We start from the raw sequence: 19,629 nt of genomic DNA, 5'->3' as shown, positions 1-19,629 counted from the left end.
CGTGGGTAAATTTTCGATATTGCTTCGCTTTTCCTTCCGGAGGTGGCGGGTCGCACAAGAAGGATGTTCTGCTAGTTACAGCACGGTTGTATGAGACGCGAGCCGCAGCGAGGGCTTGACTTTCGGAAGCCGTTTGCTTGTCCTAGCCCCTGATCTCCATTCAGCCGCTGCGGATCGGCCTTTCCGTGACGTTCTTGGATGCGAATAAGAAACTGATCTACACGATCATCGGGTTACTCGCCACAAGCGCCTTGTTCTTTGCTGCCGTTTACCTAGGATTGAAGCTGTTTTGACGCCATGTGCGGAATTGCCGGATTTTTCGATTTTTCTAGCCGATCGTCGCAGGAGATGCTGCGTGCCATGACCGACTGTCTCGCCCATCGGGGGCCCGACGACAGCGGGTATTTTTCTGATGCATCGAATGCCGTGCAGATCGGACTTGGCCATCGCCGGTTGTCTATCATCGACGTGACGTCCGGCGGGCATCAGCCCATGAGATACGAAAATCTCACCGTCGTGTTCAATGGTGAGATTTACAATTACAGAGAGATCCGCCGCGAGCTCGAGGGGCTGGGTTATTCGTTCGATTCCAATTCCGATACCGAGGTGCTGCTGCGCGCCTTTCACCGATGGGGCACGGGCGCCGTGCACAAATTCATCGGCATGTTCGCTTTTGCGCTGGTGGACCAGGGGAAGCAGATGGCTTACCTCTTCCGCGACCGCGCCGGCGTGAAGCCGATGTACTACTACCACGAAGGCGGCGTGCTGCTATTCGCTTCCGAGTTGAAGGCGTTTCACAAGCACCCGCAGTTCAAGCGCGAGATGAACATGGATGCGCTGTCGCAGTACTTTCTGTACGGCTACATCCTCTCGCCACAAACGATCTTCAAAGGCGCTCACAAACTAAGGCCTGGGCACTACCTCGAAGTCAACCTCACCAGCCAATCGGTGAGGGAGATCAAGTATTGGGACATCGCCGACCACTTCCGTAAACCCAAGCTGAAGATCAGCGACCAGGACGCTATCGACGAGACGGAACGTGTGTTGAAGTCTGCGTTCGAGTACCGGCTCGTGTCCGATGTGCCCGTCGGGATTTTCCTGAGCGGTGGTTACGACAGCTCCACGGTCGCCGCCATCCTGCAAGCCAACCGCGCGGAGAAGCTCAAGACGTTCACCATCGGCTTCGACATGCCGGGCTTCAACGAGGCGGAATACGCGAAGTCCATCGCGGCTTATCTCGGCACCGATCACCATGAGATGTACTGCACCGAGAAGCAAGCCGAGGAGATCGTGGCCGAGATTCCGTTCTATTTCGATGAGCCGTTCGGCGACTCTTCAGCCATCCCGACCATACTGGTGAGCCGCATCGCGCGCCAGAGAGTGACGGTGTCGCTCTCGGCCGACGGTGGCGACGAACAGTTCGGCGGCTACAACAAGCACCTTTCTACCCTCCGCGCGCTGAGGCGGTTGACCTGGGTCCCTTCGTTGCTGCGGAGACCTCTGGGCTCGATGCTCAACCTGGTATCGCCAGGCTACATCCCGGTGCTCAACAGGCAATACCGGTACGAACATTTCTATTACTCCGTGAGCGATCTGCTGCGCCAGGGGGTGCTGCCCCAGCAGATCTTGAGGCTTGCGTCGCACCACGTGAATACGCGGGACATCGAGGAGCTGTTCAAGGCCAGCGTCAGCGAGCCGATCTCGAACTTCGATCACCGCGAAAATCATTACCACGACGTCCTCGATCCCGTGCTGGAAGTGGACTACAAGACCTACATGGTCGACGATATCCTCGTGAAGGTCGACCGCGCAACCATGTCGGTGTCGCTCGAAGGAAGAGAGCCATTCCTCGACCACCGTATCGCCGAGTTCGCGTCGCAGCTGCCTTCACACCTGAAGATCCGCGACGGTCAGAAGAAGTATTTGCTCAAGCAGATCGCTCACAAGTACATCCCCCGGAAGATGATGGACCGGCCCAAGATGGGCTTCGGCATCCCCGTCGAGCACTGGTTCAGGAAAGATCTGAAGGACATTCTCGAGCACTGCCTCAACGACGAGCGCATCGAGCGCCAGGGTATGTTCAACGTGGATTACCTGCGGCGCATCAAGAAGAGATATTATTCGGGCGTCAACGAAGGGTTCGAGTTCATCTGGTCCATGATTGTGTTTCAGATGTGGTATGATCGCTGGATGAGCTGACCTGGACGTGAACCTCGCGGATCGGCCGCCCCGCTGGCCGGATGCAGCAGACGGCGCGCCGGGGTTCCTGGACGGCGCGGCTGGGTTCCTGGACGGCGTGCCCGCGTCCTGACGAGGCGGACGCGGCGCGATATCGGCGATCAGGGCGTTGTATCTCGGCGTTCCAGGAGGCGCGCTTTCATCGCCTGCGCGGCGTCGGCGACGCGGGCGGCGGCGCGCGCCGCGTCGCTGACCACCTCGTCCACGCGGCGCGCGCCGTCGCTCCCGGCCCGTTCCCGGAGCAGCGCCGCCGGCACAAGGAGCCCGAGCGCCAGCGCGGCCCCGGCCGCCGTGACGCGCCAGCGCCGCCCCCGCGCCGCTGCCGGCGGGGTCACCGGCGATGCCCCGGCCGCGGCCGTGAAGGCCGCGATCATCGCCTGGACGCTGGAAAACCGCTCCGACGGGCTGATGGCGAAGGCGCGCGCGAACCACGCCTCCAGCGCGGGCGGCGCTCCCGGGCACAACGTGGCCAGCGGAGGGCGCCCGCTGACGAGGATGGCCGCGAGCACCGCGGCCAGGTTGCGGCCGGGAAACGGCTGCCGCCCGGTCAGCGCCTCGTGCGCGACGACCGCGAGCGACCACATGTCGAGCTGCGGGCCGCCCTGGCCATCACAGGTGTGCTCCGGGCTCAGGTACGCCGGCGTGCCCAGCACCACGCCGTCCGCGGTGCGGCGGCGGAAGTCGGCCGGCCGATCCTGGCCGACCCACTTGGCGATCCCGAAGTCGGTGATCTTGGCGCAGAGGTGGCCGTCGCTCCCCTCCACGAGCAGGATGTTCGACGGCTTGATGTCCCGGTGCACGACGCCGAGGCCGTGCGCCACCGACAGCGCCTCTCCGAGCTGGCGGAGCAGCGACGCGAGCTCGACGGCGGGGAGCGTCCCTCGCTCCTCCAGCAGCTGCCGCAGCGACTTGCCGCGTACGTGCTCCATCACGATGTACGGGCCCGCCGCCGGGTCCTCGCCGGCGTCGAGCACGGCGACGACGCCGCGGGTCTTCTGCCCGAGCTGCGCCGCGACCCGCGCCTCGAGGCGGAACCGCTCGATCGCGTCGACGTTCCGCCCGCCGCGCGCCACCGTGAGGAACTTCAGCGCGACGTCGGCGCGCCGGACGCCGTCGTGCGCGCGCCAGACCTCGCCCATGGCGCCACGCCCGAGCAGCTGATCGACCTGGTAACGCCCGTCGATGAGGCGGCCTCGCAGCCGTACGGAGCGGCGGGAAGAGGCTGGGCGGGAGTCTGCCGGTCGATCAGCGAGCGCGACCGCGGCGCGCGCGCTGTCTCTCCTCTGGGAGTCAGGTTGTGAGTCGAACGAGGAAGGATGGAACACGATCGAGCACCTCCGTGCCGCCTCTGTGTCCAAGCCACGTCGGTATCCCTTTCGGGCGACGCGCTGGGGCCAGGGACCGGGGCATGCCCAGAGCGTATCGCGACCACGGGACCCTGGGAATCCCGGATAGCGCGCTTACCGCAGAGTGCCAATCACGGAGGTGCGCTCACAAGGTCGCACGATCGCGCTGGATGTCGGGCCCTGCGCGCAGCGCGGCGCAGAGCCGTCGCGTCGCCTCGCGCAGCTCGCCTTCGTCGAGCGACGCGAACCCGAGCCGCGCGGCGCGCGCTGCGCCCCCGCGAAAGCTGAAGCGCGCGCCGGGATAGAACCCCACCCCGTGCCGGGGGGCGCCGCGCGCTGCGACCTCGGTATCCACCCCCTCGGGGAACGAGACCCAGAGGCTCATCCCCCCGGCCGGGACGGCGAGCTCCGCGGCGCCGCCCAGCTCGGCCCGGAGCGCCTCCGCGAGCGCATTGCGCCGCGCCTCGTACACGCGCCGCATCTTGCGCGCGTGGCGCGACAGGAGACCGTCCTCGATCAGCGCGGCCACGGCCCGCTCGAGCGCCGGGCTGCCGTGTCGGTCGGCGCGCATGCGCTGCGCCGCGAGCGCCTCGACGAGCGGCCGCGGCCCGGCCACCCACCCGAGGCGCAGCCCGGGCGCGAGGATCTTCGACAGCGTGCCGACGTAGATCACCGCGCCCATGTCCGCCGCCGCGAGCGGCAGGACGGGGCGGCCGTCGTAGTGGAACTCGAAATCGTAGTCGTCCTCGAGGACGGCGATCCGTCGCGCGCGCGCGAGGTCGAGCAGCTGGAGCCGCCGCGCCGTCGACAGCGTGACCGTGGTCGGGAACTGGTGGTGCGGCGTCAGGTACAGGAGCCGCACCGCTCGCCGGGCGGCGAGCGCCTCGAGCGCGTCGACGCGCAACCCATCGCCGTCGACGCCGATGGGCAGGAGCTCGGCGCCGGTCGACGCCAGCGCGTCCCAGGCCGGCGGGTAGCCCGGGTCCTCGACCGCGACCGCGTCGCCCGGCCCAAGGAGCCGGCGCGCGACCAGATCGATCGCGCCCTGGCTGCCGGCCGTGACGAGGAGGTGGTCCTCGTCGCACGCGAGCCCGCGGGTCTCCCGCAGCAGCGCCGCGAGCGCGCGCCGGAGGTGCACGTCGCCCCGCGGATCGCTGTACCCGAGCGCCGCACGGCCGCCCGCGCGCACCGTCGCCCGGTACGCCCGGGCCAGCTCGTCGACGGGCGCCAAGCGAAGGTCGGGCAGCCCCGCCCCGTAGTGGAGCACGCCCCGGCGCGCCGGATCCGGCGCGAAGGTGCGCCATGACGGGCGGGCGGGGATGTCGTAGCCGAGCTCGCCTCGCGGCCGGACCGCCGCGCGTGGGCGCGGCGGCAGCGCCGTGGAGACGCGCGTGCTGCGCTCGGCGGAGCTGAGCCAGCCCTCGGCCTCGAGCTCGTCGTACGCGGCCAGCACGGTGTTGCGGTGCACCCCGAGCGTCTGCGCCAGCGTGCGCGACCCGGGCAGCACCGCGCCGGGCCGGAGCCTCCCGCGGCCGATGTCCGCGGCGATCCCCCGGGCGATCTGCAGGAACAGCGGCTCCGCCGAGCCCGGGTCGAGCGAGACGGGGAAGGTCCACGGGCGCATGGTCCAGCCATCATGCCAGAAATGGACCTCCTCGCTGGACCACCCCGGAGCCAGGTTCCGGGGCGAACGAGGAGCCATGACGATCTCGCATTCCGCCCAGCGCCCCGCCGATCCTGCCGCCGCTTTCGCCGCCGCCCGCCGGCTGCGCCTCGCCCCGCCGTGGGCCTCGCCCCGCTTCGCCTGGGCGAGCGCGCTGCTGCTCCGGCTGGGCCTCGCAGCCGCGTTCCTGTCGGCGGTCGCCGACCGATTCGGCCTGTGGGGCCCACCCGGCACCGGCAACGTGGCCTGGGGCGAGTGGGGCCGCTTCGTCGCGTACACCGGCGCGATCAACCCGTGGGCGCCAGCCTGGATGGTCCCGGCGCTGGCCTGGTCGGCGACCGCGCTGGAGACGGCGCTCGGTGTGGGCCTGCTCGCGGGCGTGCGCACGCGGGCGCTCGCGTTCGCGAGCGGGGTGCTGCTGCTCGCGTTCGCGCTGGCGATGACCTTCTCGGGACGCGGCGTCGAGGCGGTGCTCTCGTACTCGGTCTACACGGCCGCGGGCGGGGCGCTGCTGCTCGCGGCCGCGCCCGCCGTGCCCTGCGGCGCGCTCGCTGCCGGGGGCCAGCGCGCCAGAACCCCTTGAACCGGGCCCTCGTACCGACGACGTTACGCCGCCCGTGATGCCCGGCGACCCCCAGGCCGTCCCCCCCAGCGCGCCACCGGCGCCCTTCGAGACCCGCGCGGACCTCCTCGCCTGGCTCGCGGAGCACGGCGTCGCGCACCTGGCCCGGCTGAACCTCGAGGCGGTGGCGCCGCGCGTCGACCCCGCCCTCTGGCCCGAGCTGCAGCTCCTCGGCGCGCGGCGGCGCCTCATCGACCTCGCGAGCGCCGAGTCGCTCGCGGGCGCGCTCGCGTGGCTCTCGGCCTCGCGCCTCCGCGACCTCCTGCCGCCGCTGGTCTTGCGCTTCCTGGAGGACGAGCGCGACGACGCGGCACTCGCGCGCGCCGCGGTCCCGTCGCTGCTGCGGGCGCCCGAGGAGCCGAGGGCCCTGCCGGTGCACGAGCGGCTCTGCGCGCTGCGCGCGCGCGTGCCGGACGCGGCGGCCCCGCGCCCCGAGCGCGCGCTGCGGGCCGCGGCGCTCCGCTTCGACGACGCGCTCCCCGGGTTCCGCCTCGACGATCCGCGGCCGTTCGAGTCGCACCGCGCGGGCGCCGGCTTCGTCAGGCCGGAGGCCCGGCTGACCCTCGCGCCCGGGGCGCTCCGCGCCGAGTGCGACTGCGGCGCGGGCGGCTGCGTGCACGTGCTCGCGGCCATCGACGCCGCGCTGCTCTGGCTCCGCCAGCCCCCCGGCGAGGCCTTCTTCCAGGCGCTCGACGAGCTCGGCCGCCCCGCCTGGGAGCGCGCCTTGCTGGCGCTCGACAGGGCACTCGACGACGGCCCCGGGGCGCGCGCCGGCGTCGAGCTCGCCTTCCGGCTGGACGTCGTCGAGGCAGCCGGCGTCGTGGTCGCGCCGTGGGTCCACCGGCTGGGCAAGAAGGGCCAGCGCGGCGCCGGGGCGCGGCTCGGCAAGAAGCGCCTTCTCGTGGAGCAGGGCGGCAAGCTCTCCCCCGAGGACGCCCGCATCGCGTCCCTCCTGCCCGACGGCAACGCCTTCGCCTCGCGCGCGCTGCTCGACGCGCTCATCGGCCACCCGCGCCTCTTCCTCGACGAGGCGCCCGACATCGCCGTGCGCATCGAGCGCGCGCCCGTGGGCGTCGTGGCCGAGGAGCGCCACGGCGCCGTGCGGGTGAGCGCCGGCGTCGAGGGCACGGCGCTGCCCCCCGCGCTGCTCGAGCGCGCGCGCCGGGCCCGGCCCGAAGAGGTGCTGTTCCTCTGGGACTGGGACAAGGGCGCGCGGCGGCTCACGCTGCTCGACGTCAAGCCCGAGATCCGCGCGCTGCTCGACGTGCTCGCGCGCGAGGGCGACGTGTTCCCGCCCGAGAGCCACGGCGCGCTGCTCGCCGCGCTCTCGCGGTGGGCGCTGCGCGTGCCCGTCGCCATGCCGCGCAGCGTGATGGGCGAGTCGGTCCCGCCCGAGCTGCTCCCGGTCCTGCGGCTCACGGCCCAGCCCCGCGGCGCGGTCGAGGTCGAGCTGCGCGTGCGGCCGCTCGCCGACGCGCCGCCCCTCGTGCCGGGCGCGGGCGCGCGCGACGTCCACGTGCGGCGCGGCGAGCGGACCCTGCACGCGGTGCGCGACCTGCGCCGGGAAGAGGACTTCGCCGCCGCGCTCGTCGCCGAGCTGCCGCTCGCCGGAGCCGAGCCGTTCGAGGACCGTCCCTTCCACTACCGCTTCGCCAGCGCGCACGGCGCGCTCGACCTGCTCGCGGCCTGCGCGCGGCGCGAGCCGCCCCCGGAGCTCGAGTGGGTCGGCGCTCCCCTGCGCGTCGTGGGCGACCGCGGTCCCCGCGCGCTCAAGGTCGTCCTCGAGAAGCGGCGCGAGTGGTTCGGCGTCCTCGGCGGCCTGAGCGTCGAGGGAGAGCGCGTGGAGCTGGCCCGGCTGCTCGACTCGGCGCGCCGCCACGAGCGCTACGTGCAGGTCGATGCCACCACCTACGTGGCGCTGGGCGAAGCGCTGCGCGCCCACCTCGAGCGCCTGTCGGATCACGTCCATGCCTCCCGGGACGGCCTCTCGGTGGGCCCCTCGGCCGCCGCCGTGCTGTGGGAGATCGAGCGAGCCGGCGCCGCGCTCGAGGCGGACGGCGCCTCGCGGCGGCTCGTCGAGCGGGTCGTGGCCGCCGGCGAGCTCTGCCCTGCCGTCCCCGCGGCGCTCGCGGGCGAGCTCCGCCCCTACCAGCTCGACGGCTATCGCTGGCTCGTGCGGCTCGCGGCCTGGGGGGCGGGGGGCGTCCTCGCGGACGACATGGGCCTCGGCAAGACGGTGCAGGCGCTCGCCGTCCTGATCGAGCGCAGCGAGCTCGGGCCGGCGCTCGTCCTCGCGCCCACCTCGGTGGCCTTCAACTGGCAGGACGAGGCGCGGCGGTTCGCGCCGTCGCTCCGCGTCGTGATCTACGCGGACGCGGCCGATCGCGACGACGCGCTCGCGGGGCTCGGCCCGGGCGACGTGCTGGTGCTCAGCTACGGCCTGCTCGTGCGCGACGTCGCGCGGCTCTCGGCGCGGCGCTTCGCCACCGTGGTCTTCGACGAGGCGCAGAGCCTGAAGAACGCGACCACCCAGCGCTTCCGCGCCGCGAGGGCGCTCAAGGCGGACTTCAGGTTCGCGCTCTCGGGCACGCCGATCGAGAACCACCTCGGCGAGCTCTGGAGCCTCTTCGCGCTCGTCTTTCCCGGCCTCCTGGGCAGCTGGGACGCGTTCCGCGACCGCTACGCCATGCCGATCGAGCGGCGGATCGACCCCGCCGCGGGGCCTGCGCTCGCGCGCGTGCTCGCCCCGTTCCTCCTCCGGCGGACCAAGGCGCAGGTGGAGGCCGAGCTGCCGGCGCGCACCGAGGTGCGCGTGCCGGTCGTGCTCTCGGGCGCCGAGTGGCAGCTGTACGAGGACGCGCGCCTCGCGGCGCTGTCCGATCTCGAGACGCGCAGGTCGGTCCGGCGCGAGCAGGAGCGGCGCGTCGAGGTGCTCGCGGCGCTCACGCGCCTCCGGCTGCTCGCCTCGCACCCGCGGCTCTACGACGCGCGCTCGGCGCTCGACTCGTCCAAGCTCGCGCGCTTCCTCGGGCTCGTCAAGGAGCTCTGCGCGGAGGGGCAGCGCTCGCTCGTCTTCAGCCAGTTCACCTCGCACCTCGCGCTGGTGCGCGAGGCGCTCGACGCGCGCGGCGTCGCGTACGTCTACCTCGACGGCGAGACGCCCCGGAAGGCCCGGGCCGAGCGGGTGCGCGAGTTCCAGGAGGGGGCGGCGCCGCTCTTCCTGATCTCGCTCAAGGCGGGGGGCTTCGGCATCAACCTCACGGCGGCCACCAACGTGATCCACCTCGACCCCTGGTGGAACCCCGCGGTCGAGGATCAGGCATCGGACCGGGCGCACCGGCTGGGCCAGCGGCGGCCGGTCACCATCTATCGCCTGGTCGCGCTGGGGACGATCGAGGAGAAGATGCTGTCGCTGCACGCGGAGAAGCGCTCGCTCGTGGCCGAGGTGCTCGGCGGCAAGGACGCCGCGGGCAAGCTCTCGACGCAGGAGCTCGTCGGCCTGCTCTCGGAGCGGCTCCGGGGGCCGGACGGCGGCGAGGGCGGAGACGGAGAGCGCGATCTCTGACTCGGGATCTCTGTCTGGTGCCGCCCGACGTGCGCTCTCTGACTCGCGCTCTTCCTCAACGGAGCGAGATCTGGTGCGCGAACTGCGACTCTTCGAAGGAGTCGGCCCGGAGCGACGCGTCGCGCTCGTCAATTCCCCGCTAAAAATGCCAACGAAATGAGGGGATTTGTCATGTCGCCCAGAGCACGGCGAGATCGAGCTCGATGGCCTGGAAGGGCGTGGCGCGGACGCTCGCGGCGTCGCGATGGGTGGAGATCGGCGTCCAGCTACTTGTTCGGCGGCGCCGCCTCGAGGTCGGCGTACGTGGCGCGTCGGCGCTTCTCGGCGGGATGCCCCATGGGTCCAGCGTGCCCTGGGGGGTGCGACGAAGCAAGCTCCAGGCCGCCGCGCAGGACGGCCGGCCCGCGCAGGCTCTTCGTCACGCCTCGCCGCCCTCGTTCGCGAAGGCCCGCGCGGGGTCGGCCTGCGTCGCCGCGTCGGCTGGAGCGGCCTTGTGGACGAGGGGCCGCTTCCATCGCCCCGAGGCGTAGTAGGCCGTGCTGGCGATCATCGACACGACGAAGCTCGCCGCGATGGCGTACCAGACGCCCTTCACGCTGCGCATCTCGCGCGAGAGAAAGTACGCGAACGGGGCGCGGACGATCCAGAGGCCGAGCAGCGAGATCGCGGTCGTGATCATGGTCGCGCCAGCGCCGTTGATGATGCCGTTGCTCACGAACGTGAGGGCGAAGAACACGTAACACGCGCCGACGGTGTGCAGGTACGACACGCCGAGCTCGACGACGGCCGGATCGGTGATGAACACCCCGAGGAGCGCCTCGGGGAAGGCGACCGCCACCGCCGAGATGAGGAGCGTCATCCCGCCGCTGAACACGCACCCCCACACGAAGATCTCGCGCACGCGGCCGCGGTGCCCCGCTCCCAGGTTCTGCCCGGCGAGCGTCGATATCGCCATCCCCATGTTGATCGCCGGCAGGAAGGCAATCTGGTCGATGCGCGAGGCCGCGCCGAACGCCGCGGTCGCGACCTCCCCGAACCCGTTCACGATCCCCGTCACCACGACCATGCCCAGCGACACCACCGATTGCTGGACGGACGCCGGCACGCCGATACGGAACGTCTTTCGGATCGTCGGCCCGAGCTGGCCGAAGCGCGGCCACCGCGGCGCGATCGGCGATCTGCGGGCGTGGAGGTGCACGTTGAGCGCCACGAGCGCGAGGGCCTGAGAGACGAGCGTGGCCCAGGCCGTCCCGTTCAGGCCGAGCTCGGGCAGACCCAGCCGCCCGAAGATGAGGAGCGGGTCGAGCACCGTCGTCAGCACGACGGAGCCGACCTGGAAATAGAGGGGTGTCCTGGAGTCTCCCGTGCCTTGCAGCATGCTCCGGAGCGCGAACATGCCGAAGCTGAACGGCAGCGAGAGCAGGTAGATACGGAGATAGCTCACCGACGGCGCGAAGACGTCGGCCGGCGTGTCCATCGCGCGGAGGATCTGGGGCGTGAAGATCTCTCCGAGCGCGGTCAGCAGGAGGCCGAGGCCGTAGATCAGCACGGTGGAGCCGTCGACCACGCGCCGCAGCTCGTCGAACCGCCTGGCGCCGAAGCTCTGCGAGATAAGGATGTTCGTTGCCAGCGTCATCCCCATCCCGACGCCGAAGATGGTGAAGACGACAGGGAAGCTCACGGTGACGGCCGCAAGGGCCGCCGTGCCCAGGAACTGACCGACCCAGATGGCATTGATGAAGCTGTAGGTCGTCTGAAGGAAGCCCCCGAGCAGCATCGGGAGGGAGAACGTCACGATGTGTCTCGGAATGCTGCCTGTCGTCAGATCGGTTCCAAACTTCGGTTTCATCAGGCTCCTGGCCGAGAGCGGGCGGAGAGGGGCCTCGTGAAGGCCGCTCGAGCGCGGCGTAACGTAGTGGACGTGCGGCGACAGTCCACGGTCCATCCCGCTGGCGCGCAGCTTGCAGACGGCCCCCGCCGCTGAGCGCTCCAGTTCGTTCCACGCGCGTCAGCGAGGAGAAACGACATGGCGAAAGCGAAGTCTGCGAGCGCCTTCCGGAATCCGGGAGCCCAGCCCGCGTCGTCCGAGCCTTCCGAGGCGTCCCTGTCGGCCGCGCTCACCGCGGCCGAGCAGGATCTCCTGGGCCGCGCTCTCCGGTTCCTCGTCAACGTCCAGGCCGCACCGTTCCTCGCGCGGGCCCGTCGCGAGGGCTACGCGGCGAACGAGCACCGCGAGGGGTGGCGGCTATTCAAGCTCGCCTCGGGCGAGCAGCGCCCGCTCGAGCACCTCTTCGCGGAAGCCCCGAGCAGCGGAGGCGTCGAGGGCGCCGAGCGGATGCAGCTGCTCCGGGAGATCGACGCCTTCGAGAACACGTGGTTCCCGCGCACGCGCGCGATCATCCGCCGCGTGGTGCCGCGCGAGCGGCGCGACGGCTTCGAGGCCGCGTTCTTCAAGCACCTGGAGCCGCACCCGCTCGGGTCGTCGGCGAGCATGTCGGTCGGGACGTACCTCCGCCGCCTCGAGGGGCTCGCCAGGAACAGCGATGGCGACGCGAAGAAGGTCCACAAGACGCTCGCTGCGCGCGGGCTGAGCGAGGCGAAGGTGCAGCAGGTGCGCGACCTGCTCGCGAAGCTCGACGCCGGGGCACATGCGCAGCCCCCCCGGGTGCCTGTGGCCGAGCTGGCGAGGGCCCGGCGGGAGCAACGGGAGGCGCTCGAGGGCCTGCGGGACTGGTTCAACGACTGGGCCACGACGCTCCGGCAGGTCTTCCCGGTGAAGGCGCAGATCCAGCTCGGCGTCACGGCCGTGAAGTGCTCGGCGGCCGCCTCCGGCGAGGTGATCGACGAGGACGCGTCGCTCGACGACGAGAGCGCCGAGGGCGAGGTCACCGGCGCGGGGCCGCCGCTCGGCTGACGCCCTCCCGGGTGGGGCGGGATCAGCGCCCGCGGCGCCCCGCGAGAGGGAGATCCCGTGCGCAGGCGCACCCACAGGAGGCGGACCGACGGGAGCCCGCGCAGCGCCAGGCCGCGATCGAGGCTACGCAACCGCTTGCTCTCTCCCGCAACGGTTTGCGGGATCCGGCAATGGGTCGCGCACCGAGGCCCCACGAGAACCGTCCTGCACGGCACACGCGGTGTTGTGTGCGTGCGTCCGCGCTGCGGGAGCGACTCGCCTCGTCCACTCGGCTCCTCGTCTGGGCCACAGCTTGGCTCCTCGCCTGAGCCACAACTCGGTTTCTCGCCTGAGCCACGACTCCGCTCCTCGCCTGAGTCGCGACTCAGGTCGCTCGCCTGCGCCAGAACTCGCCTCTTGCAGGGGCCACAGCCCGGCTCCTCGCCTGAGCCACGACTCGGTGCCTGGGAATTGCTGCAATGCCGGGCGCCAAGAAATGGCGGAAGTAAGGGAGGAGAATGGCCCAAGTGATGGTGAGAGAGCGAGGCGCCGACACATCCGACGCGCCGACACCGGACGATGTGGGGGCGCATGCTATAGAAGCCTCAGCAGGCAGCGACGGTGGGCTGCCTGAGCACCGGTCCGGATACGCCGTCGGGCTCTCTCGCCAGAGCGGCGCGACGAGTTCGACAGTCGGGAGCGTCGCGTGTCGATGGGGGGTGAGGACGTTTCGCCCGGAGCCGCTGCGCGGGGGTGGCAGCGATCGGAGGGGCCAGGATGAGCCGGGAGACCCTCGCGCCAGGGACGGTGTTCCAGGGTCGCTACGAGATCCTTTCCTGCTGCCAGGCGCGCGGCCGAACGGTCGTTTATCGAGGCCGGCTCGTCGGGGGCGGTCGGCCGATCGTCCTCCAGATCCTCCGCCTGCCTCGGGACGGCGACGGAGCGCACCACGCGCGGCGCCCAGTCTCACGGTTCCTGCGGGAAATGCGCTGTTGCACGCGGCACCAGCACCCCCCCATCGTCCGGCCGATCGACTGGGGCCATGCCGGGGAGGGGCGCCTCTATACCGTCTTCGAGCTCATGCCCGGACATACCCTGGGGGAGGTGATGCCCGCGCAGGGCGACTTGCCACGGCACGCGCTCGGCGCGACCCTGCCGCAGGCGACCCTCGATCTCGAGAAGGAGCCGCGCCGCGACGCGGAGGCGCCGGGGCGGCGACAGCCGGACCGCCCGGGATCGAGCGGAGCGCGCGTCGAGGCGCCCGAGACGACGCTCTCGCTCGCCAGCCTGGCGCCCACGGAGGAGTCGGCCGACGGGAGGCCCGAGGAGCGAGCGCGCGCGGCCACACCCCTGCCAGCGCACGAGGTCACCACGATGGGGGGAGCGACGCCGACGGGGGGCGCGCCGGGCTCGGCGACGCTGCAGGTCGGCGGCACGCTCAAGCACTACGAGATCATCCGCAAGCTGGGCCGGGGCGGCATGAGCATCGTGTACCTGGCCCGCGACACGAAGCTCGGCCGCCTCGTCGCGATCAAGCTGCTGCTCGAGTACAGCGGGCAGGGGAACGAGCGCTTCCTCGACGAGGCGCGGGCCACGGCGCGCTGCCGGCACGAGAACATCGTCGTCATCCACGAGGTGGATGAGATCCGTGGACAGCCGTACCTCGTGCTCGAGTACATCAAGGGTCGCACGCTGAGCGAATGGCTGACCCAGCGCGAGCACCCGAGCTCGCCAGGGCCGCTCGCCGCGATCGGGCCGTCCGGCCCGATGTCGCCGGGCCAGGTCGTCGAGCTGATGATCCCGGTGGTCCGAGCGCTGGTCTGCGCGCACGAGCTCGGGATCGTCCACCGCGATCTCAAGCCGGAGAACATCCTCATCGATGACGCAGGGAGCATCAAGGTGCTCGACTTCGGCATCGCCAAGCAGGTCGACGTCAGGGTGATGTCGACGCTCACAGGCGCGCCGGCGATGCTCGCGGGAGGAGGTGGCCAGGGCCATCGAAGCGCGATCATCGGCACCCCGGCCTACATGTCGCCCGAGCAGCTGCTCGGCGGGGACGTCGATCCTCGCAGCGATCTCTGGGCCGTGGGCATCATCCTGTACTCGCTGCTCGCGGGGTCGCACCCGCTCGATCCGTTCTCGGTCGCGCGGCTCGCGGACATCGTGAAGCTCGATCTCCCGATGCCCCGCATCAGCGCGAGGCGCCCGGACGTGGGCGCGCTCGGCGACCTCGTCGAGCGCTGCCTGAAGAAGCGGAAGGACGAGCGCATCGGCTCGGCCAAGGAGCTGCTCGCGGAGCTGGAGGCGCTGCTGCCCGGTCGAAAGGCGCTCGAGCTGGGCGACGACGAGAGCCCCTTCGCAGGGCTGTCGGCGTTCCAGGAGTCGGACGCCGCGCGCTTCTTCGGCCGCGATCGCCAGATCGCCGCGACGACGACGCGGCTGCGCTACCAGCCGCTCCTCACGGTCGTCGGCCCGTCGGGGGCGGGCAAGTCGTCGTTCGTGCGCGCGGGGGTGATCCCGGCCTTGAAGCGCTCCAGCGAGCGGTGGGAGACGTTCATCGTGCGGCCGGGGCGCCGGCCGCTGTCGGCCCTCGTCGACGTGCTCGTCCAGGTGGCGGAGCGCGAGCGCGGGGGCGCGCCGGCCGGCCCGGCCGAGCTCGCGGACCACGACGGGATCGTCGCCACCCTGCGCGCGCAGCCGGGGCACCTCGGCGCCCGGCTGCGCGCGCGCTGCCGCCGCGAGGGGACGAGGCACCACGTCCTGCTCTTCGTCGATCAGTTCGAGGAGCTCTACACGCTCGGCGCCAGCCGCGAGGAGCGGGCCGCGTTCGTGGCCTGCCTGGAAGGCGTGGCCGACGACGCGTCGTCTCCCCTGCGCGTCCTGCTCGCCATCCGCGCGGACTTCCTCGATCGCATGGCGGACGATCACGACTTCGTGGTCGACGTGACGCGCGGCCTCTCGCTGCTGCCGCCCATGGGGCGCGACGGGCTGCGCGACGCGCTGACGAGGCCGCTCGCGGCGGCCGGCCATCGCTTCGAGACCGCGGAGATGGTCGGGGACATGCTGGGCACGCTGGAGAGCACGCGGAGCCCGCTGCCGCTCTTGCAGTTCACGGCCGCGAAGCTGTGGGAGGCGCGGGATCGCGAGCGCCGGCTGCTGACGCGGGAGAGCTACGAGCGGCTGGGCGGCGTGGCCGGCGCGCTGTCGGCCCACGCGGACGCGGTGCTCTCGGCGCTGCCGGCGCGAGAGCAGCGGCTGGCCCGGGCGGTGCTCGTGCGCCTGGTCACGCCCGAGCGAACGCGCGCGGTCGTCAGCCTGGAGGAGCTCCACGGGGTGGTGCAGGACGGCGAGGGCGCTGCGGGCGAGGCGATCGAGCAGGTGGTCCAGCACCTGGCCGGGGCGCGGCTGCTGCTGATCGAGACCGGGGGCGAGCGCGAGGGCACGACGGTGGAGCTGGTCCATGAGTCGTTGATCGAGCGGTGGCCCAAGCTCCGGCAATGGCTCGCAGAGGGCGAGCAAGACGCGCAGTTCCTGGCCCGGCTGCGCGCCTCGGCGCAGCAGTGGGAGGCGAGCGGCCAGGCCGAGGGGCTGCTCTGGCGCGACCGCGCGGCCCAGGAGGCGCGAGCGTGGCACGAGCGCCGGCGCGCCGCGCCGGGCGCCTCCTGTCGCGAAGGGCTGTGCAAGCGCGAGGAGCGCTATCTGCTGGCCGTCGTGGAGCTGGCCGAGCGCGCGCGGCGCCTGCGGCGGCAGCTCGCCATGGGCGTGATCGCGATGCTCAGCGCGATCGCGGTCATGGTGTCGTACCTGGCGATCCGCGCGCAGGCGGAGGCGCTCCTGGCGCGCAACGCCACCCGCATGGCCGCGGCGCGCGAGCTGCAATCCGATCCCACGACCGTGCTGGCGCTCTTGCGGGAGGTCGAGCCGCCCGAGGCGCCGCGAGGGTGGTCCACCCTCGCGCGCTGGGCGCTGCACAGCTGGGTCGCTCGCGTGGTGCTCACCCATCCGGATTTCGTCATCCGCGCGGCCTTCAGCCCCGACGGCAAGCTCATCGCGACGGTCTGCGCGGACAGGGCCGCGCGGGTGTGGAACGCCGATGGCTCGGGTGAGCCCCTGATCCTCCGCGGTCACGAGGCGGCGATCAACTCGGTGGCGTTCAGCCCCGACGGCGAGCGCATCGTGACGGCGTCGGACGACAGGACCGCGCGGGTGTGGCACACGGATGGGACGGGCGAGCCCCTTGTCCTCCGTGGTCACGAGGAGGCGCTCTATTCGGCGGCGTTCAGCCCCGACGGCAAGCGCATCGTCACGGCGTCATTCGACAGGACAGCGCGTGTGTGGAACGCCGATGGCTCGGGCGAGCTCGTCGTCCTCCGGGGTCATCAGGAGCCGGTCTATTTTGCGATGTTCAGCCCCGACGGCGGGCGCATCGTGACGTCGTCGTTCGACAGGACCGCGCGTGTGTGGAACGCCGACGGCTCGGGCCAGCCGGTGGTCCTGCCCGGTCACGAGGATGCCGTCTACTCGGCGGCGTTCAGCCCGGATGGCAAGCGCATCGTCACGGCGTCGTGGGACAAGACGGCGCGCGTGTGGAACGCCGACGGCTCCGGCGCGCCGGTGGTCCTGCGCGGTCACGAGGATGTCGTCTACTCGGCGGCGTTCAGCCCGGATGGCAAGCGCATCGTCACGGCGTCGTGGGACAAGACGGCGCGCGTGTGGAACGCCGACGGCTCGGGCCAGCCCTGGATCTTCCGCGGCCACCAGGACCGGGTCTACTCGGCGGCGTTCAGCGCCGACGGCGGTCGCATCGTCACCGCGTCCTATGACAAGACGGCGCGGGTGTGGAACGCCGAGAGCACGGGTGAGCCCCTCAGCCTCCGCGGTCACGGGGATGTCATCTCCTCGGCGGCGTTCAGCCCGGATGCCAAGCGGATCGTCACGGCGTCGTGGGACAAGACGGCGCGTGTGTGGAACGCCGACGGCTCGGGGGCGCCCGTGATCCTCCGTGGCCACGAGGGTGAGGTGTTCTCGGCGGCGTTCAGCCCCGATGGCGGGCGCATCGTCACCGCGTCCGACGACAAGACGGCGCGTGTGTGGAACGCCGACGGCTCGGGGGAGCCGCTGGTGCTCCGTGGTCACGCGGACAGGGTGCGTTCGGCGGCGTTCAGCCCGGATGGCAAGCGCATCGTCACGGCGTCATGGGACAAGACGGCGCGTGTGTGGAACGCCGACGGCTCTGGGGAACCGCTGGTGCTCCGTGGTCACGCGGACAGGGTGCGTTCGGCGGCGTTCAGCCCAGATGGCAAGCGCATCGTCACCGCGTCGTATGACACGACGGCGCGTGTGTGGAATGCCGACGGTACGGGCGAGCCCGTGATCCTGCGAGGGCACGACCGCTGGGTCGTCTCGGCGGCGTTCAGCCCAGATGGCAAGCGCATCGTCACGGCGTCGTGGGACAAGACGGTGCGGGTGTGGAATGCCGACGGCACAGGCAAGCCCGTGGTCCTGCGCGGGCACGAGCACTGGGTCAACGCTGCGGTGTTCAGCCCTGACGGCAAGGATATCGCCACCGCGTCCGACGACAGGACGACGCGGATATGGAATGCCGACGGTACGGGCGAGCCCCTGGTGCTGCGTGGGTCCGATTGGCCCGTCAACACCGTGGCGTTCAGCCCCGATGGCAAGCGCATCGTCACCGGGTCCGACGACAAGATCGCGCGCGTGTGGACCGACCTCGAGCCGCTCCACGGCGTCGATGACCCGAAGCTGTGGACGGCGACGACGTACTGCATGCCCATCGAGCGGAGGATCGAGCTCCTTCGTGTGCCAGAGGCCGCCGCTCGGGCGAGCCAGGAGGCCTGTCTGCGTGAGGTCGCCAAGGTCCGCGCGGCCGCGCCGGGGGCTCAGGCGGATTCGAGGGGTCGACCGGACGGCACCGCGGGCCGGTGACGAGCGCGCCTCCATCGAGCGCGCGGTGACGCCGCGAATCAGCGCGCGCTCACGCCGCTCGCAGCCTCCACACCGCGGGCCGCAGCAGCAGGAGCGGCGCCGCAAGCCCCGCGATGACGAACGCCCAGACCGTCGTCACCACGCCGATGCGCCCAGCGAGCCAGCCGGCCGCCAGGGTACCCGCCGGCAAGAGCGCCCCGGTGAGCACATGGAGCGTCGCGTCGACCCGGCCGAGCACGTGCAATGGGAGCATGGATTGCCGGGCGCTCACCGCGTGGATCATGAACGCCATGAGGAACGCGTCCCCGACGAGCTGGTGCACCACGAGCGCGGGCACCGCGAGCCGCCCGAGCTGCGCGGCCAGCGGGATGAGCGCGCAGCCGGCCTGACTCACGAACAGGCTGAGGATCATCGCCGGCCCGGCGCCGAGGCGTTGGCCCAGCCAGCCCGCGAGGACGCTGCCGCCCAGCGCGCCGATGCCGCCCACGCTGATGATCAGCCCGACCGTGGTCGGGTCCAGCTGCAGGTGCTCCAGGAGATAGAGCATGTACAGCGCAGAGAATACCCCGCCGCTCAGGAGGGCGTGGGCCCCCATCGCCAGGAACGTCGCCCCGACCACGGGGTGGCGCAGGCCGTGGCGCAGCCCCACCCGGAGATCTTCTATCAGCGAGGCGCCCCGGTCGACGGCGTCGCCCGCCGGGACGGCCGGCGCCTCCGACGCGCGGATGCGCCCGAGGAGCGCCGCCGACACGAGATACGACAGCGCGTCCACCACCATCGTCACCGGCGCCGTCAGCACCTGGATCAGGATGCCCGCGGCGCCGGGGCCGGCGATCTCCGCGGCGGCCTCCGTCCCCTCCAGCCTGGCGTTCGCCTTGACCAGGTGGTCCTGCCCCACCAGCGCTGGCAAGTAGGCGTTGTCGGCGATCTGGAACAGGGAAGTGGCCATGCCCACCAGCGCGGCCACCGCGGAGAGCTGGAGCAGGGTGAGGGTGCCGGTCCAGGCTGCGATCGGGACCGAGAGGATCAGCGCGGCGCGCACGAGATCCGCGCCGATGAGGAGCGGCCGCTTGCGCGAGCGATCGACGAGCCCGCCCGCGAAGAGCCCCACGAGGACGCCCGGCGCGGTGGACACGGCAGAGAGGGCCGCCACGCCCGACGGGTCGGCCCCGAGGCTCACGATGGCGATCACGGGCAGCGCCGTTCGGCTGACGCGGCTGCCTACGGCGCTCACCGCCTGCGCCGCCCAGAGGCGCAGGAAATCGGGATGACGAGAGAGGCCGGCGGGGGGAGAGGACATGGTGCGGGGCGTGAGCAGAGCAGAAAAGGGGAGGGAAGGAGAAGCGCGTACGATCG

At 71.6% G+C, this 19,629-nt stretch carries 10 protein-coding genes; 5 read left to right on the top strand and 5 right to left on the bottom strand.

Features of this window, described 5'->3' with window-relative positions; translation table 11 throughout:
• The first annotated feature begins 297 nt into the window (after window positions 1-297).
• Complete coding sequence (gene asnB / locus WME90_RS23880; RefSeq protein WP_437283487.1) at window positions 298-2,199, top strand: asparagine synthase (glutamine-hydrolyzing); 1,902 nt, start codon at window positions 298-300, stop codon at window positions 2,197-2,199.
• 140 nt (window positions 2,200-2,339) lie between these two features.
• Here the strand turns inward: asnB and WME90_RS23875 are convergent, their stop codons facing one another.
• Entirely contained in the window at window positions 2,340-3,377 is a 1,038-nt protein-coding gene (locus WME90_RS23875) for a serine/threonine-protein kinase (protein ID WP_437283486.1), read from the bottom strand.
• 352 nt (window positions 3,378-3,729) lie between these two features.
• Complete coding sequence (locus tag WME90_RS23870; RefSeq protein WP_437283485.1) at window positions 3,730-5,208, bottom strand: PLP-dependent aminotransferase family protein; 1,479 nt, start codon at window positions 5,206-5,208, stop codon at window positions 3,730-3,732.
• A 76-nt stretch (window positions 5,209-5,284) separates the two neighbouring features.
• Between WME90_RS23870 and WME90_RS23865 the strand changes: the two genes are divergently transcribed.
• Complete coding sequence (locus WME90_RS23865; protein WP_437283484.1) at window positions 5,285-5,830, top strand: DoxX family protein; 546 nt, start codon at window positions 5,285-5,287, stop codon at window positions 5,828-5,830.
• Between the two features lie 37 nt (window positions 5,831-5,867).
• Window positions 5,868-9,434, top strand: a complete 3,567-nt coding sequence (locus tag WME90_RS23860; RefSeq protein ID WP_437283653.1) for an SNF2-related protein — start codon at window positions 5,868-5,870, stop codon at window positions 9,432-9,434.
• Window positions 9,435-9,700: 266 nt separating this feature from the next.
• Here the strand turns inward: WME90_RS23860 and WME90_RS23855 are convergent, their stop codons facing one another.
• Complete coding sequence (locus WME90_RS23855; RefSeq protein ID WP_437283483.1) at window positions 9,701-9,856, bottom strand: hypothetical protein; 156 nt, start codon at window positions 9,854-9,856, stop codon at window positions 9,701-9,703.
• Entirely contained in the window at window positions 9,853-11,283 is a 1,431-nt protein-coding gene (locus WME90_RS23850; RefSeq protein ID WP_437283482.1) for an MATE family efflux transporter, read from the bottom strand. Before WME90_RS23850 ends, WME90_RS23855 begins: the two co-directional genes overlap by 4 nt.
• A gap of 177 nt (window positions 11,284-11,460) precedes the next feature.
• On the opposite strand from WME90_RS23850, the gene WME90_RS23845 reads away from it, so the two are divergent.
• Window positions 11,461-12,348, top strand: a complete 888-nt coding sequence (locus WME90_RS23845) for a hypothetical protein (RefSeq protein WP_437283481.1) — start codon at window positions 11,461-11,463, stop codon at window positions 12,346-12,348.
• 1,353 nt (window positions 12,349-13,701) lie between these two features.
• Window positions 13,702-18,273 (top strand): nSTAND1 domain-containing NTPase, encoded by a 4,572-nt coding sequence (locus WME90_RS23840; protein ID WP_437283652.1) that lies wholly within the window; start codon window positions 13,702-13,704, stop codon window positions 18,271-18,273.
• A gap of 49 nt (window positions 18,274-18,322) precedes the next feature.
• On the opposite strand, the gene WME90_RS23835 is transcribed toward WME90_RS23840, so the two are convergent.
• Window positions 18,323-19,573 carry an MFS transporter gene (locus WME90_RS23835; RefSeq protein ID WP_437283480.1) on the bottom strand — a complete coding sequence of 417 codons (1,251 nt, stop codon included), beginning with the start codon at window positions 19,571-19,573 and terminating at the stop codon, window positions 18,323-18,325.
• Window positions 19,574-19,629: the final 56 nt, after the last annotated feature.

The sequence above is a fragment of the Sorangium sp. So ce375 genome, from assembly GCF_051473855.1.
Taxonomy (GTDB): domain Bacteria; phylum Myxococcota_A; class Polyangia; order Polyangiales; family Polyangiaceae; genus Sorangium.
This window is presented reverse-complemented; position numbering and strand designations above follow the sequence as displayed.